The sequence below is a fragment of the Subtercola sp. Z020 genome (assembly GCF_002931235.1).
Classification (GTDB): Bacteria; Actinomycetota; Actinomycetes; order Actinomycetales; family Microbacteriaceae; genus Subtercola.
Genome location: NZ_PSTT01000012.1, coordinates 1 through 18,762, shown reverse-complemented (window position 1 = coordinate 18,762; position 18,762 = coordinate 1). Strand labels below are relative to the sequence as shown.

Genomic DNA, 18,762 nt, shown 5'->3' with positions numbered 1-18,762 from the left:
AAGATAACGCACGCCGAAGTGGGGGGCAAAACCCACTTAGCGCGTTGCGCTGCACGGATAGGCTGAGACGCGATGGATGCCCCGCGCCCCCGCCGACTCGCCCGCAGCGGGCTGACGGCAGAACTGCGCCGCGACACCCTCGGTGGGCCCGGCTACACGCTCTACATCGGCGGCGAGCAGCAGTCGCACGTGTTCGTCGACGACCCCCGGTCGCTGCGCTTCGACTACCTGCGACGTGTGGCCAACCTGGTGGATCTGCTGGGGCCGGCAGGCGCTCCGCTCCGCGTGCTGCACCTCGGCGGTGGGGCGCTGACGCTGGCGCGCTACGTCGCGGTGACGCGTGCGGGTTCGCCGCAGGTGGTCGTCGAGTACGAGGCCGAGCTGCTCGACTACGTGATCGAGGTGCTGCCGCTGCCGGCCGGTGCAGACGTGCGGGTGGTGGTCGATGACGCCCGCGCTGGGTTGGCAACGGCATCCGGAGCCGGCCCCTTCGACCTCGTGGTCGCCGACGTGTACCTCGGCTCGACGACGCCGGCGCACCTGACGAGTGTCGAGTTCCACCGCTCGGTCGCCGCCCTCCTGGCGCCCGGCGGGGTGGTCGCCGTGAACGTCGCCGACGACTCCGGGCTGCCCGTCGCCCGGGCGGCCGCCGCCACGCTGGCAGAGGTGTTCGAGACCGTTCTGGTGGCCGGCGCCCTCGGGCTGACGGAGCAGCTCGACGAGGGCAACGCGGTGCTGTTCGGGTCGAACGGCTCGGCGCTCGCCGGGCTGCAGGCGGCCCTGCTGACGGCAGGCCCGCATCCGAGCGGGCTGGTCGGGCCCTCGCGGCTGGCGGAGTTCATCGGTCATGCGAGTGCGGTGCACGATGCGCCGCCTCAGGGAGCGTCGCTCGGCGATGCACCGGTTCAGGATGCCCGTGGCTGACGCTCGCGAGGCCGCCGACGCCCGCGCCGCCATCCCTCCACGCGCCCGCGTGGTCGTCGTGGGGGCAGGGCAGGCCGGCCTCTCTGTCGCCTACCATCTGGCACGCCACGGCCTAGTGCCCGGTGAGGATCTGGTCGTGCTCGACCGCTCCCCCTCCACCGGCGGGGCGTGGCAGTTCCGCTGGGAGTCGCTGCGCCTCGGCACCGCGCATCGGGTGAACGACCTGCCCGGCATGCGCGAGCTCGGGCTGAGCTTCGACACCGCCGACCAGACGCGCGCCGCGCGGGACGTGGTCGGTGAGTACTACGCCGCCTACGAGCGGCACTTCGGGCTGCACGTGTTCCGCCCGGTGGCCGTGACGGGCGTTCGAGACCGGGCCGACGGCCGACTCGACGTTCGGTACCTGCAGGATGGTGCGCTCCGCAGCAGTGTCAGCACCGACGTGCTCGTGAACGCGACCGGAACGTGGGGAGCCCCCATCCGCCCCTGGGTGCCGGGCATCGACACTTTCCACGGCCGCCAGCTCAGCACCCCGGAGTACCGCGCGGCCAGGGAATTCGCCGGCCAGCGCGTCATCGTGGTGGGCGGTGGAACCTCGGCCGTGGGCTTCGTGCTCGAGCTGGAGGGGATCGCGGCATCCACCACCTGGGTGACGCGCCGGCCCGTCTCGTTCGAGGGCGACGAGCCGCCCGAGGCCAGCGCGAGCATCGAGGGCCGGCTCGCCGCGGTCGCCCAGCAGAACGAGGCGGCCGCGGCCGGAGCGGTGCTGCCCAGCATCATCAGCGGCACCGGACTGCCCTCGACCGCGCGGAATCTCGACGCTGCCGCCCGCGGGGTGCTTGTCGCCCGGCCGATGTTCACGCAGGTCGAACCCCAGGGAGTGCGCTTCGCTGACGGCAGTTTCGAGCCGGCCGACGTGATCATCTGGGCGACGGGGTTCCGCTCGGAACTCGGCCACCTCGACCCGCTGCGGCTCCGCGAGCCGGGCGGCGGAGTGGCGGCCGTCGAGGGCCGGGCCCTCCGTGACCCGCGGGTGTTCCTCGCGGGCTACGGGCCGCAGGCGTCGACGATCGGAGCGAACCGGGCCGGGCGACTCGTGGCGAACCAGGTGCTGGCGGCGCTCAGCCCGCCTGCACCTGCCCGGCCTGCTCTGTCGACCTGATGCGCCGGTTGCGCACGATGCTCGACAGGAAACCGGCGCCGATGAAGACGATGCCCACGAGGCCGGTGATCACGTCGGGGATGTCGGCGCGGATCGAGATGAGCAGGATGACCGCCAGCGCGCCGACGGCCCAGAGCGCTCCGTGCTCCAGGTAGACGAACTGGCCGAGGGTGCCCTGCCGCACCAGGAAGATCGTGAGCGAACGGATGAACATCGCCCCGACGCCGAGCCCGATCGCGATGACGATGGGGTCTGACGTGATCGCGAAGGCGCCGATGACACCGTCGAACGAGAAACTCGCATCCAGAACCTCGAGGTAGAGGAAGAGGAAGAACGCGGCCCGACCGACGACGACCTTGACCTGCCGACCCGGTTTGACGGGGTCGATGTCTTCGCCGCCGCCCTCCTCGGCGGTCTCCTCGAACACCTTGCCGAGGGCGGTGACGAGCAGGAACGAGCCGATGCCGACCACGCCGCTCAGCAGCACCGTCGCGGGGTTCTCCGCGACGAACTGGGAGACCAGCACGAGCACGATGATCGAGACGATGACGCTCGCGCTCGGAACGCGGCCGACGATCTGCAGCACCTTCTCGACCGGCTTGATCCAGAGGGTGTCGCGTTCGTCGAACATGAAGTCGAGGAAGAGCATCAGCAGGAACATGCCGCCGAACCCGGCGATGGCGGGGTGCGCGGCGTTCAGGATGAAGCCGTACGTACCCGGCACCTCGGGGTCGCCCTGTTGGAAGGCCAGCTGCACGGCCTGCACCGGGCCGAGGCCGGCGGTGACGGCGACGACGAGGAACGGGAAGACGAGGCGCATGCCGAACACGGCGATGATGACGCCGATCGTCAGGAAGATGCGCTGCCAGGCGGCGTTCATCCGCTCCAGAATGGTGGCGTTGACCACCGCGTTGTCGAACGACAGCGAGATCTCGAGCACGCACAGCACGAGCACCAGCACGAGGGCGGTCGGGCCGCCGTAGAGAAAGCCGAGGGCGAGCCCGACGAGCAGGATGGCGAACGACCATCCGAAGTTCTTCAGCATGAGCATCCATCGAGTGTCATCTGACAAGTCTATGAGCATCCTCGAACCCCCGAGCAACGACGAAGGGCCCCCTCACCGCAGTGAGAGGGCCCTTCATGGTCTGGCTACAGGTGCGGCCTAGTTGTAGGTACCGGGGGTGTAGTCATCGCTCGAGAAGCTGTCGAAGTCGACGAACGACAGGTCAGCCTCCGAGAAGACCGCATCGTCGGTGAAGATGCGGTTCGGGTAGCGCTCGGCCTTGGCCTCTTCGGTTGCCTCAACGGTGACGTTGCGGTACTTCTGAAGGCCCGTTCCGGCCGGGATGAGCTTACCGATGATGACGTTCTCCTTGAGCCCGACGAGCGGGTCGCTCTTGCCCTCCATGGCGGCCTGCGTGAGAACACGCGTGGTCTCCTGGAAGGAAGCGGCGGAGAGCCAGGACTCGGTCGCGAGCGAGGCCTTGGTGATACCCATGACCTCCTGGCGGGCCGAAGCGGTCTTGCGACCCTCGGTCAGCGCCTCGCGGTTGAGGATGTTGTAGCGCTGGCGATCGACGAGCTCACCGGGGAGCAGGTCGGTGTCGCCGTGGTCGACGACCGTCACCTTGCGGAGCATCTGTCGAACGATGACCTCGATGTGCTTGTCGTGGATCGGCACACCCTGCGAACGGTAGACGCCCTGCACACCACCGACGAGGTGCTCCTGCACGGCACGGACACCGCGAACCCGGAGAACCTCCTTCGGGTCGATCGCACCGACGTGCAGCTGCTGGCCGAGCTCGACGTGCTCGCCGTCCTCGATGAGGAGGCTCGCACGCTTCAGCACCGGGTAGGCGATGGCCTCGTCGCCGTTGTCGGGCGTGAGGATCAGCTTGCGGCTGCGGTCGGTGTCTTCGATGGTGATGCGGCCAGCAGCTTCTGCGATGGGCGACGCACCCTTGGGGGTGCGTGCTTCGAAGAGCTCCTGCACGCGGGGCAGACCCTGCGTGATGTCGTCGGCCGATGCGGAACCACCCGTGTGGAAGGTACGCATGGTCAGCTGGGTGCCGGGCTCACCGATCGACTGTGCGGCGATGATGCCGACGGCCTCTCCGATGTCCACGAGCAGTCCGGTGGCGAGCGAGCGGCCGTAGCAGGCAGCACACACACCGACGGCCGACTCGCAGGTCAGCACCGAGCGCACCTTGATGTTCTCGACACCGGCCTCGACCAGCTTGTCGATCAGAACGTCACCGATGTCCTCGCCGGCTTCGGCGACGACGGTGCCACTGGCATCCACAGCGTCAGCGGCGAGGCTCCGTGCGAACACGGAGTTCTCGACGTTCGAGTCCTTCACCAGCACACCGTTGGCGTCGTGCGCCGCGATGGCCAGGTCGAGACCCTTGGTGGTGCCGCAGTCGTCTTCACGGATGATGACGTCCTGCGAGACATCCACCAGACGACGGGTCAGGTAGCCCGAGTCGGCGGTACGGAGAGCCGTGTCGGCGAGACCCTTACGAGCACCGTGCGTCGCGATGAAGTACTCAGCAACACTGAGGCCCTCACGGTACGACGAGATGATCGGGCGAGGGATGATCTCACCCTTCGGGTTGTTCACCAGGCCTCGCATACCCGCGATGTTGCGGATCTGCAGCCAGTTACCACGAGCACCAGACGTCACCATGCGGTTGATGGTGTTGTTCGCCGGGAAGTTCGCCTGCATGGCCTCTGCGACGTCTTCGGTCGCCTTGGTCCAGATCTGGATCAGTTCCTGGCGACGCTCGGCGTCGGTGGTCAGACCCTTCTCGTACTGCGTCTGCACCTTGGCGGCCTGCTTCTCGTAGGTCGCCACGATCTCGCGCTTGTTCGGCGGGGTCAGAACGTCGGAGAGAGCAACGGTGACGCCTGAGCGGGTGGCCCAGTAGAAACCGGCGTCCTTGATGCGGTCGAGTGCTGCAGCGACCTCCACCTTCGGGTAGCGCTCGGCGAGGTCGTTGACGATGGCCGAGATCTGGCCCTTGTCTGCGACGGCTTCGACGTACGGGTAGTCCGTCGGCAGCGTCTCGTTGAAGAGCGCGCGGCCGAGCGTGGTCTCGACGAGCGTCACACCGGGGGCGTGGTTGCCCTCGGCGAGAACGGCGCCCGCGGGGGCCTCGCCCTCGGCGAACGTGATGTTCTCGAGGCGGATGCGCACCTTGGCGTTCAGGTCGAGCGTGCCCTGGTCCTTCGCGAGAATCGCCTCGGCGACGCTCGAGAACGCACGGCCCTCGCCCACGACGCCTTCGCGCACGGTGGTGAGGTGGTGCAGACCGATGATCATGTCCTGCGTGGGCAGGGTGACCGGGCGGCCGTCGGAGGGCTTCAGGATGTTGTTCGAGGCGAGCATCAGGATGCGCGCCTCGGCCTGGGCCTCGACCGAGAGCGGAAGGTGGACGGCCATCTGGTCACCGTCGAAGTCCGCGTTGAACGCGGTGCAGACGAGCGGGTGCAGCTGGATGGCCTTGCCCTCGACGAGCTGGGGCTCGAAAGCCTGGATGCCCAGTCGGTGCAGCGTGGGTGCGCGGTTCAGCATCACGGGGCGCTCGCGGATGATCTCCTCGAGCACGTCCCACACCTGCGGGCGGCTGCGCTCGACCATGCGCTTCGCGGCCTTGATGTTCTGGGCGTGGCTCAGATCGATCAGGCGCTTGATGACGAACGGCTTGAACAGCTCCAGCGCCATCTGCTTGGGCAGACCGCACTGGTGCAGCTTCAGCTGCGGGCCACCGATGATGACCGAACGGCCCGAGTAGTCCACGCGCTTGCCGAGCAGGTTCTGGCGGAACCGACCCTGCTTTCCCTTGAGCATGTCGCTCAGGGACTTCAGGGCGCGGTTGCCGGTACCCGTGACGGGGCGACCACGGCGACCGTTGTCGAACAGTGCGTCGACGGCCTCCTGCAGCATCCGCTTCTCGTTGTTGACGATGATCTCGGGGGCACCGAGGTCGAGCAGTCGACGGAGACGGTTGTTGCGGTTGATCACGCGGCGGTACAGGTCGTTGAGGTCGGAGGTCGCGAAGCGGCCACCATCCAGCTGCACCATCGGGCGGAGCTCCGGCGGGATCACGGGGACCACGTCGAGAACCATCGCGGCCGGCGAGTTGCCGGTGATCAGGAACGAGTTGACGACCCGGAGGCGCTTGATGGCGCGGATCTTCTTCTGGCCCTTGCCCTCGGAGATCTGCAGGTGCAGCGTGTCCGACTCGGTGGCGAGGTCGAAGGCCTCGAGGCGCTTCTTGATCGCCTCAGCACCCATGTACGCCTCGAAGTACTGGCCGTAGCGGTCCTGCAGTTCGTGGAACACGGAGTCTTCGGGCTTCAGTTCGCCGACCTTGAGGCTGCGGAAGTCTTCCCACACGCGCTCGAGCTGGGCGATCTGCTCGTCGAAGGACTTGCGGGCCTGGCCCATCTCCTTCTCGGCGGCATCCTTCGTGCGACGCTTCTGGTCGCTCTTGGCGCCTTCTGCCTCGAGGGCAGCCAGGTCGTTCTCGAGCTTCTGGAGGCGGTCGGCGATACGGCTGTCGCGCTGGTCGCTCAGGGCCTTGATCTCGAGCCGCAGCTCGTTCTCGAGGCCGGGCATGTCTTCGTGACGGCCGTCTTCGTCGACCGAGATGATCATGTAGGCCGCGAAGTAGATGACCTTCTCGAGGTCTTTCGGAGCCATGTCGAGCAGGTAGCCGAGGCGCGAGGGCACGCCCTTGAAGTACCAGATGTGCGTGACAGGGGCGGCGAGCTCGATGTGGCCCATGCGCTCACGGCGCACCGACGATTTCGTGACCTCGACGCCGCAGCGCTCACAGACGATGCCTTTGAAGCGCACCCGCTTGTACTTGCCGCACGAGCACTCCCAGTCACGGCTCGGCCCGAAGATCTGCTCTCCGAAGAGGCCGTCCTTCTCGGGCTTCAGCGTGCGGTAGTTGATCGTCTCGGGCTTCTTGACCTCACCGTGCGACCACTTGCGGATGTCGTCAGCCGTAGCGAGACCGATCCGCAGTTCGTCAAATGTTGTAACGTCGAGCAATTTTTTCTTCTCTCCCTGGGGGAACGTTAGCTGGGGTGGGGTTCGGTTTAGATGTCGTCAATGGACGAGTTCTCGAACCGCGTGGAGATGTTGATCCCGAGTTCTTCAGCAGCGCGGAAGACCTCGTCATCGGTGTCGCGCAGGCTGACCGCCGTGCCGTCGGCAGACAGCACCTCGACGTTCAGGCAGAGCGACTGCATCTCCTTGATGAGCACCTTGAAGGACTCGGGGATGCCCGGCTCCTGGATGTTCTCACCCTTGACGATCGCTTCATACACCTTCACGCGGCCGAGGATGTCATCCGACTTGATCGTCAGGAGCTCCTGCAGCGCGTACGCGGCACCGTAGGCCTCGAGCGCCCACACTTCCATCTCACCGAAGCGCTGGCCACCGAACTGTGCCTTACCACCCAGCGGCTGCTGCGTGATCATGGAGTACGGACCGGTCGAACGCGCGTGGATCTTGTCGTCGACGAGGTGGTGCAGCTTGAGGATGTACATGTAGCCGACCGAGATCGGGTTCGGGAACGGCTCACCGGAGCGGCCGTCGAACAGCGTCGCCTTGCCGGAACCGTCGATGAGACGGTCGCCGTCGCGGGTCGGGAGCGTCGAGTCGAGCAGACCGGCGATCTCCTCCTCCAGCGCGCCGTCGAACACCGGGGTCGCGACCTTGGTGTTGGCAGGAGCCTCGTGCGCGGCCTCGGGAAGACGGCCGGCCCACTTGTTGCCCTTGCCCTCGACCTGCCAGCCCTGCTTGGCGATCCACCCGAGGTGGATCTCCAGCACCTGGCCGAAGTTCATGCGACCGGGGATACCGAGCGGGTTCAGCACCACGTCGACGGGGGTGCCGTCAGCGAGGAACGGCATGTCTTCGACGGGCAGGATCTTCGCGATGACGCCCTTGTTGCCGTGACGACCGGCGAGCTTGTCGCCCTCGGTGATCTTGCGCTTCTGGGCGATGTACACGACGACGCGCTGGTTGACGCCCGAACCGAGCTCGTCGTCGTTCTCGGCAGAGAACTCCTTGACGGCGATGATGGTTCCGCGCTCACCGTGGGGCACCTTGAGGCTGGTGTCACGCACTTCGCGGCTCTTCTCGTTGAAGATCGCGCGCAGCAGGCGCTCCTCGGCGCTCAGCTCGGTCTCACCCTTGGGTGTGACCTTGCCGACGAGGATGTCGCCGGGGCGAACCTCTGCACCGATACGGATGATGCCGCGCTCGTCGAGGTCGGCGAGCAGCTCGGGGCTGACGTTCGGGAGGTCACGGGTGATCTCCTCCTTGCCGAGCTTCGTGTCGCGGGCATCCACCTCGTACTCCTCGATGTGGATGGAGCTCAGCGTGTCGTCCTTCACCAGGTTCTGGCTGAGGATCATCGCGTCTTCGAAGTTGTAGCCCTCCCACGGCATGAACGCCACAAGGAGGTTCTTGCCGAGCGCGAGCTCGCCGTTCTCGGTGGCCGGGCCATCTGCGATGACCTCGCCGACCTCGACCCGGTCGCCCTCGTTGACGATGACGCGCTGGTTGTAGCTCGTGCCCTGGTTCGAGCGGTCGAACTTACGGAGGTAGTAGGTCTCGACCCCGCCCTCGTCGAGCAGAACGGAGACGGCGTCAGCCGAGACCTCCTGCACGACACCGGCGTGCTGGGTGGTGACCACGTCTCCGGCATCGACGGCTGCGAAGCCCTCCATACCGGTTCCGACCAGGGGGCTGTCGCTCATCAGGAGCGGCACGGCCTGGCGCTGCATGTTTGCACCCATGAGGGCGCGGTTGGCATCGTCGTGCTCGAGGAAGGGGATGAGGGAGGTCGCGACCGACACCATCTGGCGGGGCGAGACATCCATGTAGCCGATGTCCTCGATCGGGAAGAGGTCGACCTCGCCACCCTTCTTACGGGCGAGCACGCGGGGCTCGGCGAAGCGGGCGTCTTTGGTCAGAGGCGCGTTGGCCTGGGCCACCACGTACTCGTCTTCTTCGCTCGCGGTCAGGTAGTCGATGTTCTCGGTGACCACGCCGTCGACGACGCGACGGTACGGGGTCTCGATGAAACCGAACGAGTTGATGCGGGCGAACGACGCCAGCGAGCCGATCAGGCCGATGTTCGGGCCTTCAGGGGTCTCGATGGGGCACATGCGGCCGTAGTGGCTGGGGTGCACGTCGCGAACCTCGACGCCGGCACGCTCACGGGAGAGACCACCCGGGCCGAGCGCAGACAGTCGACGCTTGTGCGTCAGGCCTGCGAGGGGGTTGTTCTGGTCCATGAACTGCGACAGCTGCGAAGTGCCGAAGAACTCCTTGATCGCGGCGACGACGGGGCGCACGTTAATCAGGGTCTGCGGGGTGATCGCTTCGATGTCCTGCGTGGTCATGCGCTCACGCACGACACGCTCCATACGGCTGAGGCCGGTGCGCACCTGGTTCTGGATGAGCTCGCCGACGGCACGGATGCGTCGGTTGCCGAAGTGGTCGATGTCGTCGATGTCGAGACGGATCTCGACGGCCTTGCCGCCACGGGTGCCGGGGAGGGTCGTCTGGTTCTCGTGGAGGGCCACGAGGTACTTGATCGTCGCGATGATGTCTTCGTTCGTCAGAACGGAGTTCGACAGCTCGCTCTCGATGCCGAGCTTGCGGTTGATCTTGTAACGACCGACCTTCGCCAGGTCGTAGCGCTTGGAGTTGAAGTAGAAGTTGTCGAGCAGCGCACGCGCAGCCTCGGCAGCGACCTGCTCGCCCGGACGGAGCTTGCGGTAGATGTCCTTGAGGGCCTCTTCCTTCGTCAGGATGGAGTCCTTCTCGAGGGTCGCCTCGATCGACGAGTAGCCCTTGAACTGCTCGAGGATCTCCTCGCTGGTGAGGCCGAGGGCCTTCAGGAAGACGGTGACGCTCTGCTTGCGCTTGCGGTCGATGCGCACGCCGACCTGGTCGCGCTTGTCGATCTCGAACTCGAGCCAGGCACCACGGCTCGGGATGACGCGGGCCGAGTAGATGTCCTTGTCGGAGGTCTTCTCGAGCTGGCGGTCGAAGTAGACGCCCGGGCTCCGAACGAGCTGCGACACGACGACACGCTCGGTGCCGTTGATGATGAACGTGCCCTTCTCGGTCATGAGCGGGAAGTCGCCCATGAACACGGTCTGGGTCTTGATCTCACCCGTGAGGTGGTTCATGAACTCGGCCTCGACGTACAGCGGGGCGGCGTAGGTCTTGCCGCGCTCCTTGCACTCGTCGATGGTGTACTTCTCGGGCTCGAGGAACGGGCTCGTGAAGCTGAGCTGCATGGTCTCGCCGAGGTCTTCGATCGGGGAGATCTCCTCGAAGATCTCATCGAGGCCGGAGTGCTCGGGGAGGTCTTTGCGACCCTGCTTCTTGGCTTCGGCGACGCGCGTCTTCCATGCGTCGTTGCCGACCAGCCAGTCGAAGCTCTCGGTCTGCAGGGCAAGCAGATCGGGAACCGTGAGGTTGTCAGAAATTTTGGCGAACGAGAGTCGCGATGCTCCGCGACCGTTCTTGGGTGTGGTGGTGGTTGCGTTGCTCGCAGCAGCCAAGGAAATAACCTCCGTGGACCCCGTCGGGTCTCAGTACTGGGTTTACTTTTGGTCGAACTCGCCAGACCCTCGTACAGAACCCTGCGCCGTGATGTGCACAGGGGTTCTGGAGTGATGCTGCTGACTCTCCGGACGAAGAAGATTCTGCAGCGCGAGCCAACCGCAATATGAAGGCATAGGAGTACTGGGAGCGCAAAGAACAACTATATGCCGATCTCCGGCCGTTGTCTACTCAAATCTTGACCATTTTCGCGCTCTGCGGTATAACCGCGGTCGCATGTCCGCCATTCCCCGCTCCCGGCTCGGTATTCCGGGCGTTAGGGTCGAGAAGTGAGTGAGCGATCGGGCAGGCGGCGGGGCGGGGCGGATGAACACCCGGCGGTCACGCTGGGGAACGGGATGCGGGCGGTGGTCGAGGCGGATCGGCACCAGCCGGGCGCGTTCACGCTTGTGGTCGACGGCACGCCGCAGTCGCATGTGGCGTTGGAGGATCCGACGTACCTGGCGTTCGAGTACGTGCGCCGCATCGGGCACGGGATCGATCTCGCGGCGCCCGAGGGTGAGGCGATCACGGCGCTGCACCTCGGCGGCGGGGCGTTCACTCTGCCGCGGTACATCGCCGCGACCCGGCCGGGGTCGCGACAGCAGGTGGTCGAGCTCGAGAGCGAGCTGGTCGACTTCGTGCGGGAACAGTTGCCGCTGCCGCAGGGGGCGCAGATCCGGGTGCGGCACGGTGACGCGCGCGAGGTGCTCGGCAAGCTGCCGCCGGGGTTGAAAGGCACGGTCGACTTTCTGGTGGTCGACGTGTTCTCGGGGGCACGCACACCCGCGCATGTGACGAGTGTGGAGTTCTACGGGCTGGCGTCTGCGCTGATGGCGCCGACGGGCATCCTCGCCGCCAATGTCGCCGACGGCGCGGGGCTCGCCTTCGCCCGCAGCCAGGCCGCGACGCTCTCGGCGGTGTTCGCGCACGTGGCCGTGGTGGTCGATCCGCAGGTGCTGAAGTCGCGCCGGTTCGGCAATGTGGTGATGTTCGCATCGGATGCTCCGCTGCCGTTCGACCGTCTGCCACGGCTGGTGGCGAGCGACCCCACCCCGGCGAAGGTGGTCGACGGCGCCGAGCTGCGGGCGTTCATCCAGAGCGCCCCGGTGGTGACCGACCAGACGGCCGTGCCGTCGCCGCCGCCCGCTCGCAGCATCTTTCAAGTGAAACCGGGCAGTGTGGGGTGATGTCAGAACGCACAGGAACCTCCGGAACGCTCGCCGCGACGATCGGGGCGGGGGTGGCTGTGCTGCTGGCGGTGAGCGGGTGCACGGGTGCGGGGGGCGCGGCGCCGTCAGGCGACGCGGCCGGGAGTGCGGGTGCGGGTGCTGCGACGTCGAGTGCCGCGCCGTCGGCGTCGGGCACTGCGCCGAGTGCCGCGCCGAGTGCCGCCGCGACGGCGCCCGGTACGGGCAGCGGGAGCGCCGGCGCGGGTACTGCCGCGGGTGCTCCCTGGGGCGGCGCGGGCTCGGGGGGCACCGGCGCGTCGTTCACGGGGCCCTTCCGCGCCGCGGGCGACCCCGCGACGGTTGCGAGTGAGCTGGACGCTCCGTGGTCGATCGCGGCCCTGGCCGACGGCACTGTTCTCGTCGACGAACGCGACACCGGGGTCGTGAAGGAGGTTCGGGCGGACGGGTCCGCCGGGGCGATCGGCACGGTGCCGGGCGTGGTGGCGGCCGGCGAGGGCGGCCTGCTGGGGCTCGCCGCCTACGTCGACACGACCGGCGTGCTCACCGATCCGGCCCAGCCCGCGGCATCCACCCCCACCTACCTCTACGCGTACCTCACGACGGCCGACGACAACCGCGTGGTGCGCATGCCGCTCGAGGGGAGCCCCGGCGCGTTCAGCCTGGGGGCGCCGACCGACGTGCTCACGGGCATTCCGAAGGCCTCGAACCACAACGGCGGGCGCATTCTGTTCGGGCCCGACGGGATGCTCTACATCACGGCCGGCGACGCCAACCAGTCGGCGAACGCGCAGCGCGTCGAGTCGCTGTCGGGCAAGATCCTGCGGGTGACGCCGACGGGGGCGGTGCCGGCCGACAACCCCTTCGCCGGGTCGCCCGTCTACAGCCTCGGGCACCGGAACCCCCAGGGCATGGCGTGGAGCAGCGACGGCACGCTGTACGCGGCGGAGTTCGGCCAGAACACGTGGGACGAACTGAACGTGATCACGCCCGGCGCGAACTACGGCTGGCCGACCGTCGAGGGCCTCGGCGACGGTGGGCCGGGCGGCACCATCGACGGTCTCACCAACCCGATCGTGCAGTGGAGGACGGATGAGGCGAGCCCGAGCGGGCTCGCCATGGTCGGCGGCACTCTCTTCATGGCGGGGCTCGGCGGCGAACGGCTCTGGTCGATCACTCCGGGCGGCGACGCTCCCTCGCGCGATCGCACATTCGTCAGCGACGCCTACCACGGAACGCTCGGGCGCATCCGCGACGTCGCAGCCACGGCCGACGGCGGGCTTCTCCTCCTCACCAACAACACGGATGGGCGGGGTTCTCCACAGGCCGGAGACGACCGACTGGCCCGTGTTGCTCTCGAGCCGGGCGCATCCTGAGCCGTAAGCTGAAACGGAAGACCTTCCCTGTGCCGCCGGTCGGTGGCACGCACCACCGGCACCACGTTCTGGAGCGTTCCCCTTGAGCATCATCACCGGCTACGACCCGAAGACCCTGCGCGAGACCGTGGATGTCGCTGCCGCAGAGAAGCGTCTCGCCGAACTGGGGTCGCTGCGGAGCCTCTCGGCGCTGAACGAGAAGCTCAACCTGCTGCGTCTGCTGGGCCGGCTCGACGAGGCGTGGGACATCGCGAACGAGGCACTCCGCCAGGCACGGTTCTCGGGCGACAGAGAGCAGGGGCTGGCCGCGCGCATCCGCCGGGCGCAGGTGCAGCAGTACCAGGGCAAGCTGGTTCCGGCCCTCACCGACCTGACGATCTGCGCCGAGGAGGCGCACGGCCACGAATGGACGTCGCTCGAAGCGACGGCCCTGCACAACCGTGGCCGCGTGCTGTTCGACCAGCGCGAATACCGCGAGGCGCTGAACGACTTCAAGGCGGCTGTGGTGCTGTGGGAGAAGTCGGGCGCGTCGATGGACCAGCTCGAAGGCTCGCTCGTCGCGATCGGCGTGGCTGAGGCGTTCGTCGGCAAGTAGGTGGCGCGCGTGGGCGAATGGATGCTCGCCCGCTGTATCGCCGCTGTATCGCCCGCAGTGTCAGCCGCGTGAATTAGGCTGCACTCGTGGCAGACCTCGACCGTGTCAGGAGATGGGCAGATGCCCTGATCGCCCTGCATCTCGACCCCGCGCTGTGGTCGTTCGGCTTCGACAACGCGAAGACGCGGGCCGGGCAGTGCAACTACACCGCGAAGCGCATCACCGTCTCGCGGTACCTCGCGGCGCGCTACGAAGACGACGAGATCCACCAGGTGCTGCTGCACGAGATCGCGCACGCGGTGGCGGGGTCGCGGAGTGGCCACGGCCCGAAGTGGCGGTCGGTGGCAGCCGAACTGGGGTACGAGGGCAAACGGCTGCACCAGGGCGCCATCGCCGACGAGCTGGCACCGTGGGTGGGCACCTGCCCGAGCGGCCACAAGCACTACCGCTACCGGAAGCCCGCCCGCGTGCTGGCCTGCGGCGCCTGTTCGCGACGGTTCGACTCGGCGTTCGTGATCCGCTGGGAGCACCGCGACATCCCGGCCGCCTCGAGGAGGCTGGCGAAGACGCCGCAGTGACCCCGACGGGTCCGCTGCCGCGAACCGGCGGCGTGACCCTGCCGCCCGGTGACTACTCGGTGACGTTCACTTCTTTCCAGAACGCGACGTAGTTGCTGAAGTCCTTGCCGACGCGCTCGATGCCGGAGGCGTAGGGCGTGGGGTAGCTCCAGGCGCGATCCTTCAGCGTCTCGTCGCCGGCCTTCACGCTGAAGTACTGGCACTCGCCCTTCCAGGGGCAGGTGTAGGGCGTGGGGCTGTCTTCGAGGAACTCGGCCTTCACGCTCGACGGCGGGAAGTACCAGTTGCCCTCGATGGCGATGAGGTCTTCTTTGGGCGCCTCGGCGATGACGGTTCCGTTGATGACGGCTTTCATGGTTCTCCTCGACTCAGGCGGCGACCCGGTTCGGCCGCCTGCTCTATGCAACCACCGGGGGCTGGGAATCGATACCGCTTGCATCCGCGACCACAGCGGCGTGGCCGGCGGCGATGAGGGCGCGGCCGGCCACCGAGGCGGTGAGCAGGTGGCCGACGGCGCGCTGCAGCGCGGTGAAGGAGGCGCAGGCGACCGCGGCCTCTGGGGAGGAGAAGTCGATTCCGAGGGCGGCGAGCGCGTCGATCACGGCGCCGGCGGCGAGGGTGTCTTCGACGCTGTCGGCCGCAGCGACGACAGCGACCGAGACGCGTCGGCCTGCGAGAACCTGCTGTTCGAGCATCCACCTCGCCGCGTTCGAGCGGTTGCGAAGGTCGGCGTGGATGATCGGGATGCCGTCGAGCGTCGGCGCGACGGGCACGGCCGGGGTGGCGCCCGCTGCGGGGGGCTCGGGCAGGGCATCCACCCAGATGACGACGTCTGCGTGAGACGCGACCGTGTCGAGAGCTGCCGGGCCGCGGCCGAACCGCACCTGGTAGTGGGTCTGGGCGGCAGGGTCGGCGGCCGCATCGGCGATGGGTTCGGGAAGCACCCGACAATCGTAACGGCGTCAACCCGCCGCACCCGGCCCGCCGGTAGGCGAGACTGGGGTCATGAAGGTGATGCTGAAGTTGACTCTGGACTGCTCGGTCGACGCCGCGTGGCGCGCCCTGCAGAGCCCGGCCGTGTTCCGGGAGGTCTCCGCCCCCCTGCTGACGGTGACCTCGCTCGAGGAGGGCGGCTTCAAGACGACGTGGCCCGAGGGCCAGAACCGGGTGGAGATCAACGCGCTCGGGCTGGTGCCGATGGGCCGGCAGGTGATCGACATCGACCGCACGCACACCCAGCACCCGGGGGTGCGCATCATCCACGACAAGGGGTTCGCCGCATCCGGTGCGCTGACCGCGGTCACGAAGTGGGACCACCGGATGGCCGTCTCGGCCGATCCGTACGAGCCGGCGAAGACGCTCTACCGCGACCGGCTGATCATCGGCGCGGGCGCGCTGACGCCGGCGATCTGGCTGAGCATGTGGGCCTTCTGGCAGGTGCGCGGGGTGCGGTTGCAGCAGCTGGCGCCGACGTGGTCGTTCGAGCCGAAGCATGCGGCTCCGCTCGATGAGGCGGCGGACGGGACGGCGCTCTGATGGCCGACGCCCGCACCGCGATCGAGACGGCGGACTGGCGCCGCCGCGTGTTCGACATCTACGCCGAGACGCGCCGGCTGGCCGCGGGCCCGGGCACCGGGGTCGGGGCCGACGCGCTGCCGTCTGTCGTCGAGGCCCACCTCTTCTGGAAATCCGCGCGCGACGACCTCTTCGCCACGCATCCGCAGACCCCTCTGCTGCCGGAAGACCGCGACGGCTTCAGCGGCCTGCCGGTCGCCCCGTACGACCCCGCCTGGCGGTTCGAGGTCGAGCTGGTCGCGCCCGACGAACCGGCGCGCTTCGACTTCGAGACCGGCACGGACGGCGTGGTTCCGTTCGAACTGGTCGGGCGGGCTGCGATCCCGGCGGTCGGCGGCGTCGACGCGGTCGGCACCCTGGACGCGGTCGGCACCCTCGACGTGTGGCGCCTGCAGAGCTACGGCGGCGGCCTCTTCCTGCCGGTGCGGGATGCTCTGGCCGGGCATCCGGGAGGCACCTACGGCGGCGGGCGCTACCTGCTCGACACCATCAAGGGAGCGTTCCTCGGCGAGGGTGCGGATCCCGCTTCGCTCGTGCTCGACTTCAACTTCGCGTACAACCCGTCGTGCGCCTACGACCCGGCCTGGGCGTGCCCGCTGGCGCCCGCGGGCAACCGGCTGGCGGCGGAGATCCCCGTCGGCGAGCTCTACCACTGAGCGGCGGCGCCGGGCTCTGACGGAGTGCGCTAGGCTGGTTGTACTTGCGAGCGCAATCGCGCGCTCCCTGCGTCGTAGAACGCACCTCTTCTGTTGAAGATGAATTCTCACGGCGAACGGATGTGCCCTCCGGCACCTTCGCCACACTTCCACCGAAGCCCGGCTTCGAATCGTCTGCCCAGCCCGAATGCTGCGGTGACGAGGGCCGGAACGAGATCGCGCAGACGCACCTCGCCGACAGGCTGTTCGCCGTCGGCCTGCGCCGTTCCCGGGTGGAACCGATGCCCGAAAGGCACCGAACCATGACAATCGCACCCCCCACCTCTTCGCCCGCCGACACGTCGGCCGCGGCATCCGGAGCCTCGTTCGCCTCACTCGGCGTACCCGCCCCGCTCGTCGCCAAGCTGACCGCCGAGGGCATCACCAGCCCGTTCCCGATCCAGGTCGACACCCTTCCCGACACGCTCAACGGCCGCGACGTACTCGGCCGCGGCAAGACGGGCTCGGGCAAGACTCTCGCCTTCTCGATCCCCATGGTCGCCCGTCTCGCCGGCGTTCTGGCCGGTGGCAAGCGTCGACCGGGCCGCCCGGTCGGGCTGATCCTCGCGCCGACGCGCGAGCTCGCCACGCAGATCACGGCTGTGCTGCAGCCGCTCGCCGACGCCTACGGGCTGAAGTCGACCACCATCTTCGGCGGCGTCTCGCAGAGCCGCCAGGTCGCGGCCCTCAAGGCCGGCGTCGACGTCGTCGTGGCCTGCCCCGGCCGCCTCGAAGACCTCATGAAGCAGGGCTTCGTGTCTCTGGATGCCGTGGAGATCACGGTTCTCGACGAGGCCGACCACATGGCCGACCTGGGCTTCCTGCCCGTCGTCACGCGCATCCTCTCGAAGACGCCCGAGCACGGCCAGCGCCTGCTCTTCTCGGCCACGCTCGACAACGGCGTGGACAAGATCGTCAACCGCTTCCTGCACAACGAGGTTCTGCACTCGGTCGACGAGGCCAACTCCCCCGTTGCGGCGATGACCCACCACGTGTTCGAGGTGAACGACGCCGAGGCGAAGACGGCTCTCGTTCGCAAGCTCGCGTCGGGCACCGGGCGACGCATCCTCTTCATGCGCACGAAGCACCACGCGAAGAAGCTGGCGCGCCAGCTGATCGAGGCGGGCATCCCGGCCGTCGACCTGCACGGCAACCTCTCGCAGGTGGCCCGTGACCGCAACCTCGCAGCGTTCAGCGCGGGTGACGTGAGCGTGCTGGTGGCGACGGATGTCGCGGCCCGCGGCGTGCACGTCGACGACATCGAACTCGTGATCCACGTCGACCCGCCGACCGAGCACAAGGCGTACCTGCACCGTTCGGGCCGTACGGCTCGCGCCGGGAGCGAGGGCGACGTCGTGACGATCATCCTCCCCGCCCAGCGGAAGGACCTCGACCAGCTCATGCGGAAGGCCGCGATCAAGGTCGATGTGGAGCGGGTCTCGCTCGCGTCGCCGTCTGTGGATGCGCTCGTGGGCGAGGTCGCGGCGTATGTGAAGCCGTCTGATGCTCCCGTGGTGCTCACCGGTGGTGGGCGTTCGGGCGGCAACGGTGGCGGCGGCGGCGGTTCGCGCGGCGGCAATGGCGGCGGCGGTCGCGGTGGCCGGGGCGGGCAGGGCGGCGGATCGCAGGGCGCGAACGCTCAGCGCAAGCGCGGGCTCCGCGACGGCGCTTCGGCCGGTGGCGGAGCGGGTGCGGGTGCTGGTTCGGGTTCCGACCGGCCGCGTCGCGGCGGTTCGGGTTCGGGTTCGGGCAGCGGCGGCTCGGGTGCCGGTGGCGGCGGCTCGCGTCGCGGCGGCCAGGGTGGCGGCGGCCGCGGTGCCGGCGGCGGATCGACCACGGTGTGGTCGAGCGCCGGCGGATCGCAGACGGCGCCCCGCCCGCAGCGCTCGGCGCCGCGCCGCGCGCAGGGCTAGGGTCGTGCGGCCCGCTTGCGGGCGGGCCTGACCGAAGGGACCCATATCGTTCTACAGCTGAGGCTGGGAAACGATATGGGTCCCTTCGTCGTGTGGCGGGGTGGGTGCGGGGC

14 protein-coding genes are annotated in these 18,762 nt (G+C 68.2%); 9 read left to right on the top strand and 5 right to left on the bottom strand.

Annotated elements, in window-relative coordinates; genetic code table 11:
• Window positions 1-72: 72 nt before the first annotated feature.
• Both C5B96_RS01925 and C5B96_RS01920 read left to right on the top strand, forming a co-directional pair.
• Window positions 73-924 carry a spermidine synthase gene (locus C5B96_RS01925; RefSeq protein WP_104242424.1) on the top strand — a complete coding sequence of 284 codons (852 nt, stop codon included), beginning with the start codon at window positions 73-75 and terminating at the stop codon, window positions 922-924.
• Window positions 911-2,086, top strand: a complete 1,176-nt coding sequence (locus C5B96_RS01920; protein WP_104242422.1) for an FAD-dependent oxidoreductase — start codon at window positions 911-913, stop codon at window positions 2,084-2,086. Before C5B96_RS01925 ends, C5B96_RS01920 begins: the two co-directional genes overlap by 14 nt.
• Here C5B96_RS01920 and C5B96_RS01915 read toward each other — a convergent pair.
• The 3 genes from C5B96_RS01915 to rpoB all read right to left on the bottom strand — a co-directional run bounded on the left by C5B96_RS01915 (window position 2,046) and on the right by rpoB (window position 10,687).
• Window positions 2,046-3,137, bottom strand: a complete 1,092-nt coding sequence (locus C5B96_RS01915) for a DUF475 domain-containing protein (RefSeq protein ID WP_104242420.1) — start codon at window positions 3,135-3,137, stop codon at window positions 2,046-2,048. The two genes, C5B96_RS01920 and C5B96_RS01915, sit on opposite strands and share 41 nt — an antisense overlap.
• Window positions 3,138-3,248: 111 nt before the next feature.
• Entirely contained in the window at window positions 3,249-7,148 is a 3,900-nt protein-coding gene (locus tag C5B96_RS01910) for a DNA-directed RNA polymerase subunit beta' (protein ID WP_104242417.1), read from the bottom strand.
• Between the two features lie 47 nt (window positions 7,149-7,195).
• A complete protein-coding gene (gene rpoB, locus C5B96_RS01905) occupies window positions 7,196-10,687 on the bottom strand; it encodes a DNA-directed RNA polymerase subunit beta (protein ID WP_104242415.1) in 3,492 nt (1,163 codons plus the stop codon).
• Window positions 10,688-11,086: 399 nt separating this feature from the next.
• On the opposite strand from rpoB, the gene C5B96_RS01900 reads away from it, so the two are divergent.
• From C5B96_RS01900 to C5B96_RS01885, 4 genes are all read left to right on the top strand, one after another.
• Window positions 11,087-11,917: a spermidine synthase gene (locus C5B96_RS01900; protein ID WP_104242413.1), complete on the top strand. Its 831-nt coding sequence runs from the start codon at window positions 11,087-11,089 to the stop codon at window positions 11,915-11,917.
• The gene (locus C5B96_RS01895) at window positions 11,917-13,293 is read left to right on the top strand and encodes a sorbosone dehydrogenase family protein (RefSeq protein WP_104242411.1); all 1,377 of its coding nucleotides are present in this window, start codon (window positions 11,917-11,919) and stop codon (window positions 13,291-13,293) included. The genes C5B96_RS01900 and C5B96_RS01895 overlap by 1 nt, the downstream gene beginning before the upstream one ends.
• Before the next feature lie 82 nt (window positions 13,294-13,375).
• On the top strand, window positions 13,376-13,888 hold the full coding sequence (locus C5B96_RS01890; RefSeq protein WP_233188937.1) for a tetratricopeptide repeat protein: 513 nt from the start codon (window positions 13,376-13,378) through the stop codon (window positions 13,886-13,888).
• Window positions 13,889-13,974: 86 nt separating this feature from the next.
• Window positions 13,975-14,466: a SprT-like domain-containing protein gene (locus C5B96_RS01885; RefSeq protein WP_104242409.1), complete on the top strand. Its 492-nt coding sequence runs from the start codon at window positions 13,975-13,977 to the stop codon at window positions 14,464-14,466.
• Between the two features lie 52 nt (window positions 14,467-14,518).
• Here the strand turns inward: C5B96_RS01885 and C5B96_RS01880 are convergent, their stop codons facing one another.
• Both C5B96_RS01880 and C5B96_RS01875 read right to left on the bottom strand, forming a co-directional pair.
• Window positions 14,519-14,821, bottom strand: coding sequence for a DUF427 domain-containing protein (locus C5B96_RS01880; protein ID WP_104242408.1), 303 nt, complete (start codon window positions 14,819-14,821; stop codon window positions 14,519-14,521).
• Window positions 14,822-14,864: 43 nt separating this feature from the next.
• Window positions 14,865-15,410, bottom strand: coding sequence for a hypothetical protein (locus C5B96_RS01875; RefSeq protein ID WP_104242406.1), 546 nt, complete (start codon window positions 15,408-15,410; stop codon window positions 14,865-14,867).
• Window positions 15,411-15,471: 61 nt separating this feature from the next.
• On the opposite strand from C5B96_RS01875, the gene C5B96_RS01870 reads away from it, so the two are divergent.
• The 3 genes from C5B96_RS01870 to C5B96_RS01860 all read left to right on the top strand — a co-directional run bounded on the left by C5B96_RS01870 (window position 15,472) and on the right by C5B96_RS01860 (window position 18,649).
• A complete protein-coding gene (locus C5B96_RS01870; RefSeq protein WP_104242404.1) occupies window positions 15,472-16,002 on the top strand; it encodes a hypothetical protein in 531 nt (176 codons plus the stop codon).
• Entirely contained in the window at window positions 16,002-16,697 is a 696-nt protein-coding gene (locus C5B96_RS01865; RefSeq protein WP_104242402.1) for a DUF1684 domain-containing protein, read from the top strand. Before C5B96_RS01870 ends, C5B96_RS01865 begins: the two co-directional genes overlap by 1 nt.
• 302 nt (window positions 16,698-16,999) lie before the next feature.
• Window positions 17,000-18,649, top strand: coding sequence for a DEAD/DEAH box helicase (locus C5B96_RS01860; RefSeq protein WP_104242442.1), 1,650 nt, complete (start codon window positions 17,000-17,002; stop codon window positions 18,647-18,649).
• Window positions 18,650-18,762 lie beyond the last annotated feature (113 nt).

Bases quoted from the DNA above. Each gene is read 5' to 3' on its own strand.
- C5B96_RS01925 (WP_104242424.1), top strand. From the start codon at position 73: ATGGATGCCCCGCGCCCCCGCCGACTCGCCCGCAGCGGGCTGACGGCA.
- C5B96_RS01920 (WP_104242422.1), top strand. From the start codon at position 911: ATGCCCGTGGCTGACGCTCGCGAGGCCGCCGACGCCCGCGCCGCCATC.
- C5B96_RS01915 (WP_104242420.1), bottom strand. From the start codon at position 3,137: ATGCTCATGCTGAAGAACTTCGGATGGTCGTTCGCCATCCTGCTCGTC.
- C5B96_RS01900 (WP_104242413.1), top strand. From the start codon at position 11,087: ATGCGGGCGGTGGTCGAGGCGGATCGGCACCAGCCGGGCGCGTTCACG.
- C5B96_RS01895 (WP_104242411.1), top strand. From the start codon at position 11,917: ATGTCAGAACGCACAGGAACCTCCGGAACGCTCGCCGCGACGATCGGG.
- C5B96_RS01880 (WP_104242408.1), bottom strand. From the start codon at position 14,821: ATGAAAGCCGTCATCAACGGAACCGTCATCGCCGAGGCGCCCAAAGAA.
- C5B96_RS01870 (WP_104242404.1), top strand. From the start codon at position 15,472: ATGAAGGTGATGCTGAAGTTGACTCTGGACTGCTCGGTCGACGCCGCG.
- C5B96_RS01865 (WP_104242402.1), top strand. From the start codon at position 16,002: ATGGCCGACGCCCGCACCGCGATCGAGACGGCGGACTGGCGCCGCCGC.
- C5B96_RS01860 (WP_104242442.1), top strand. From the start codon at position 17,000: ATGACAATCGCACCCCCCACCTCTTCGCCCGCCGACACGTCGGCCGCG.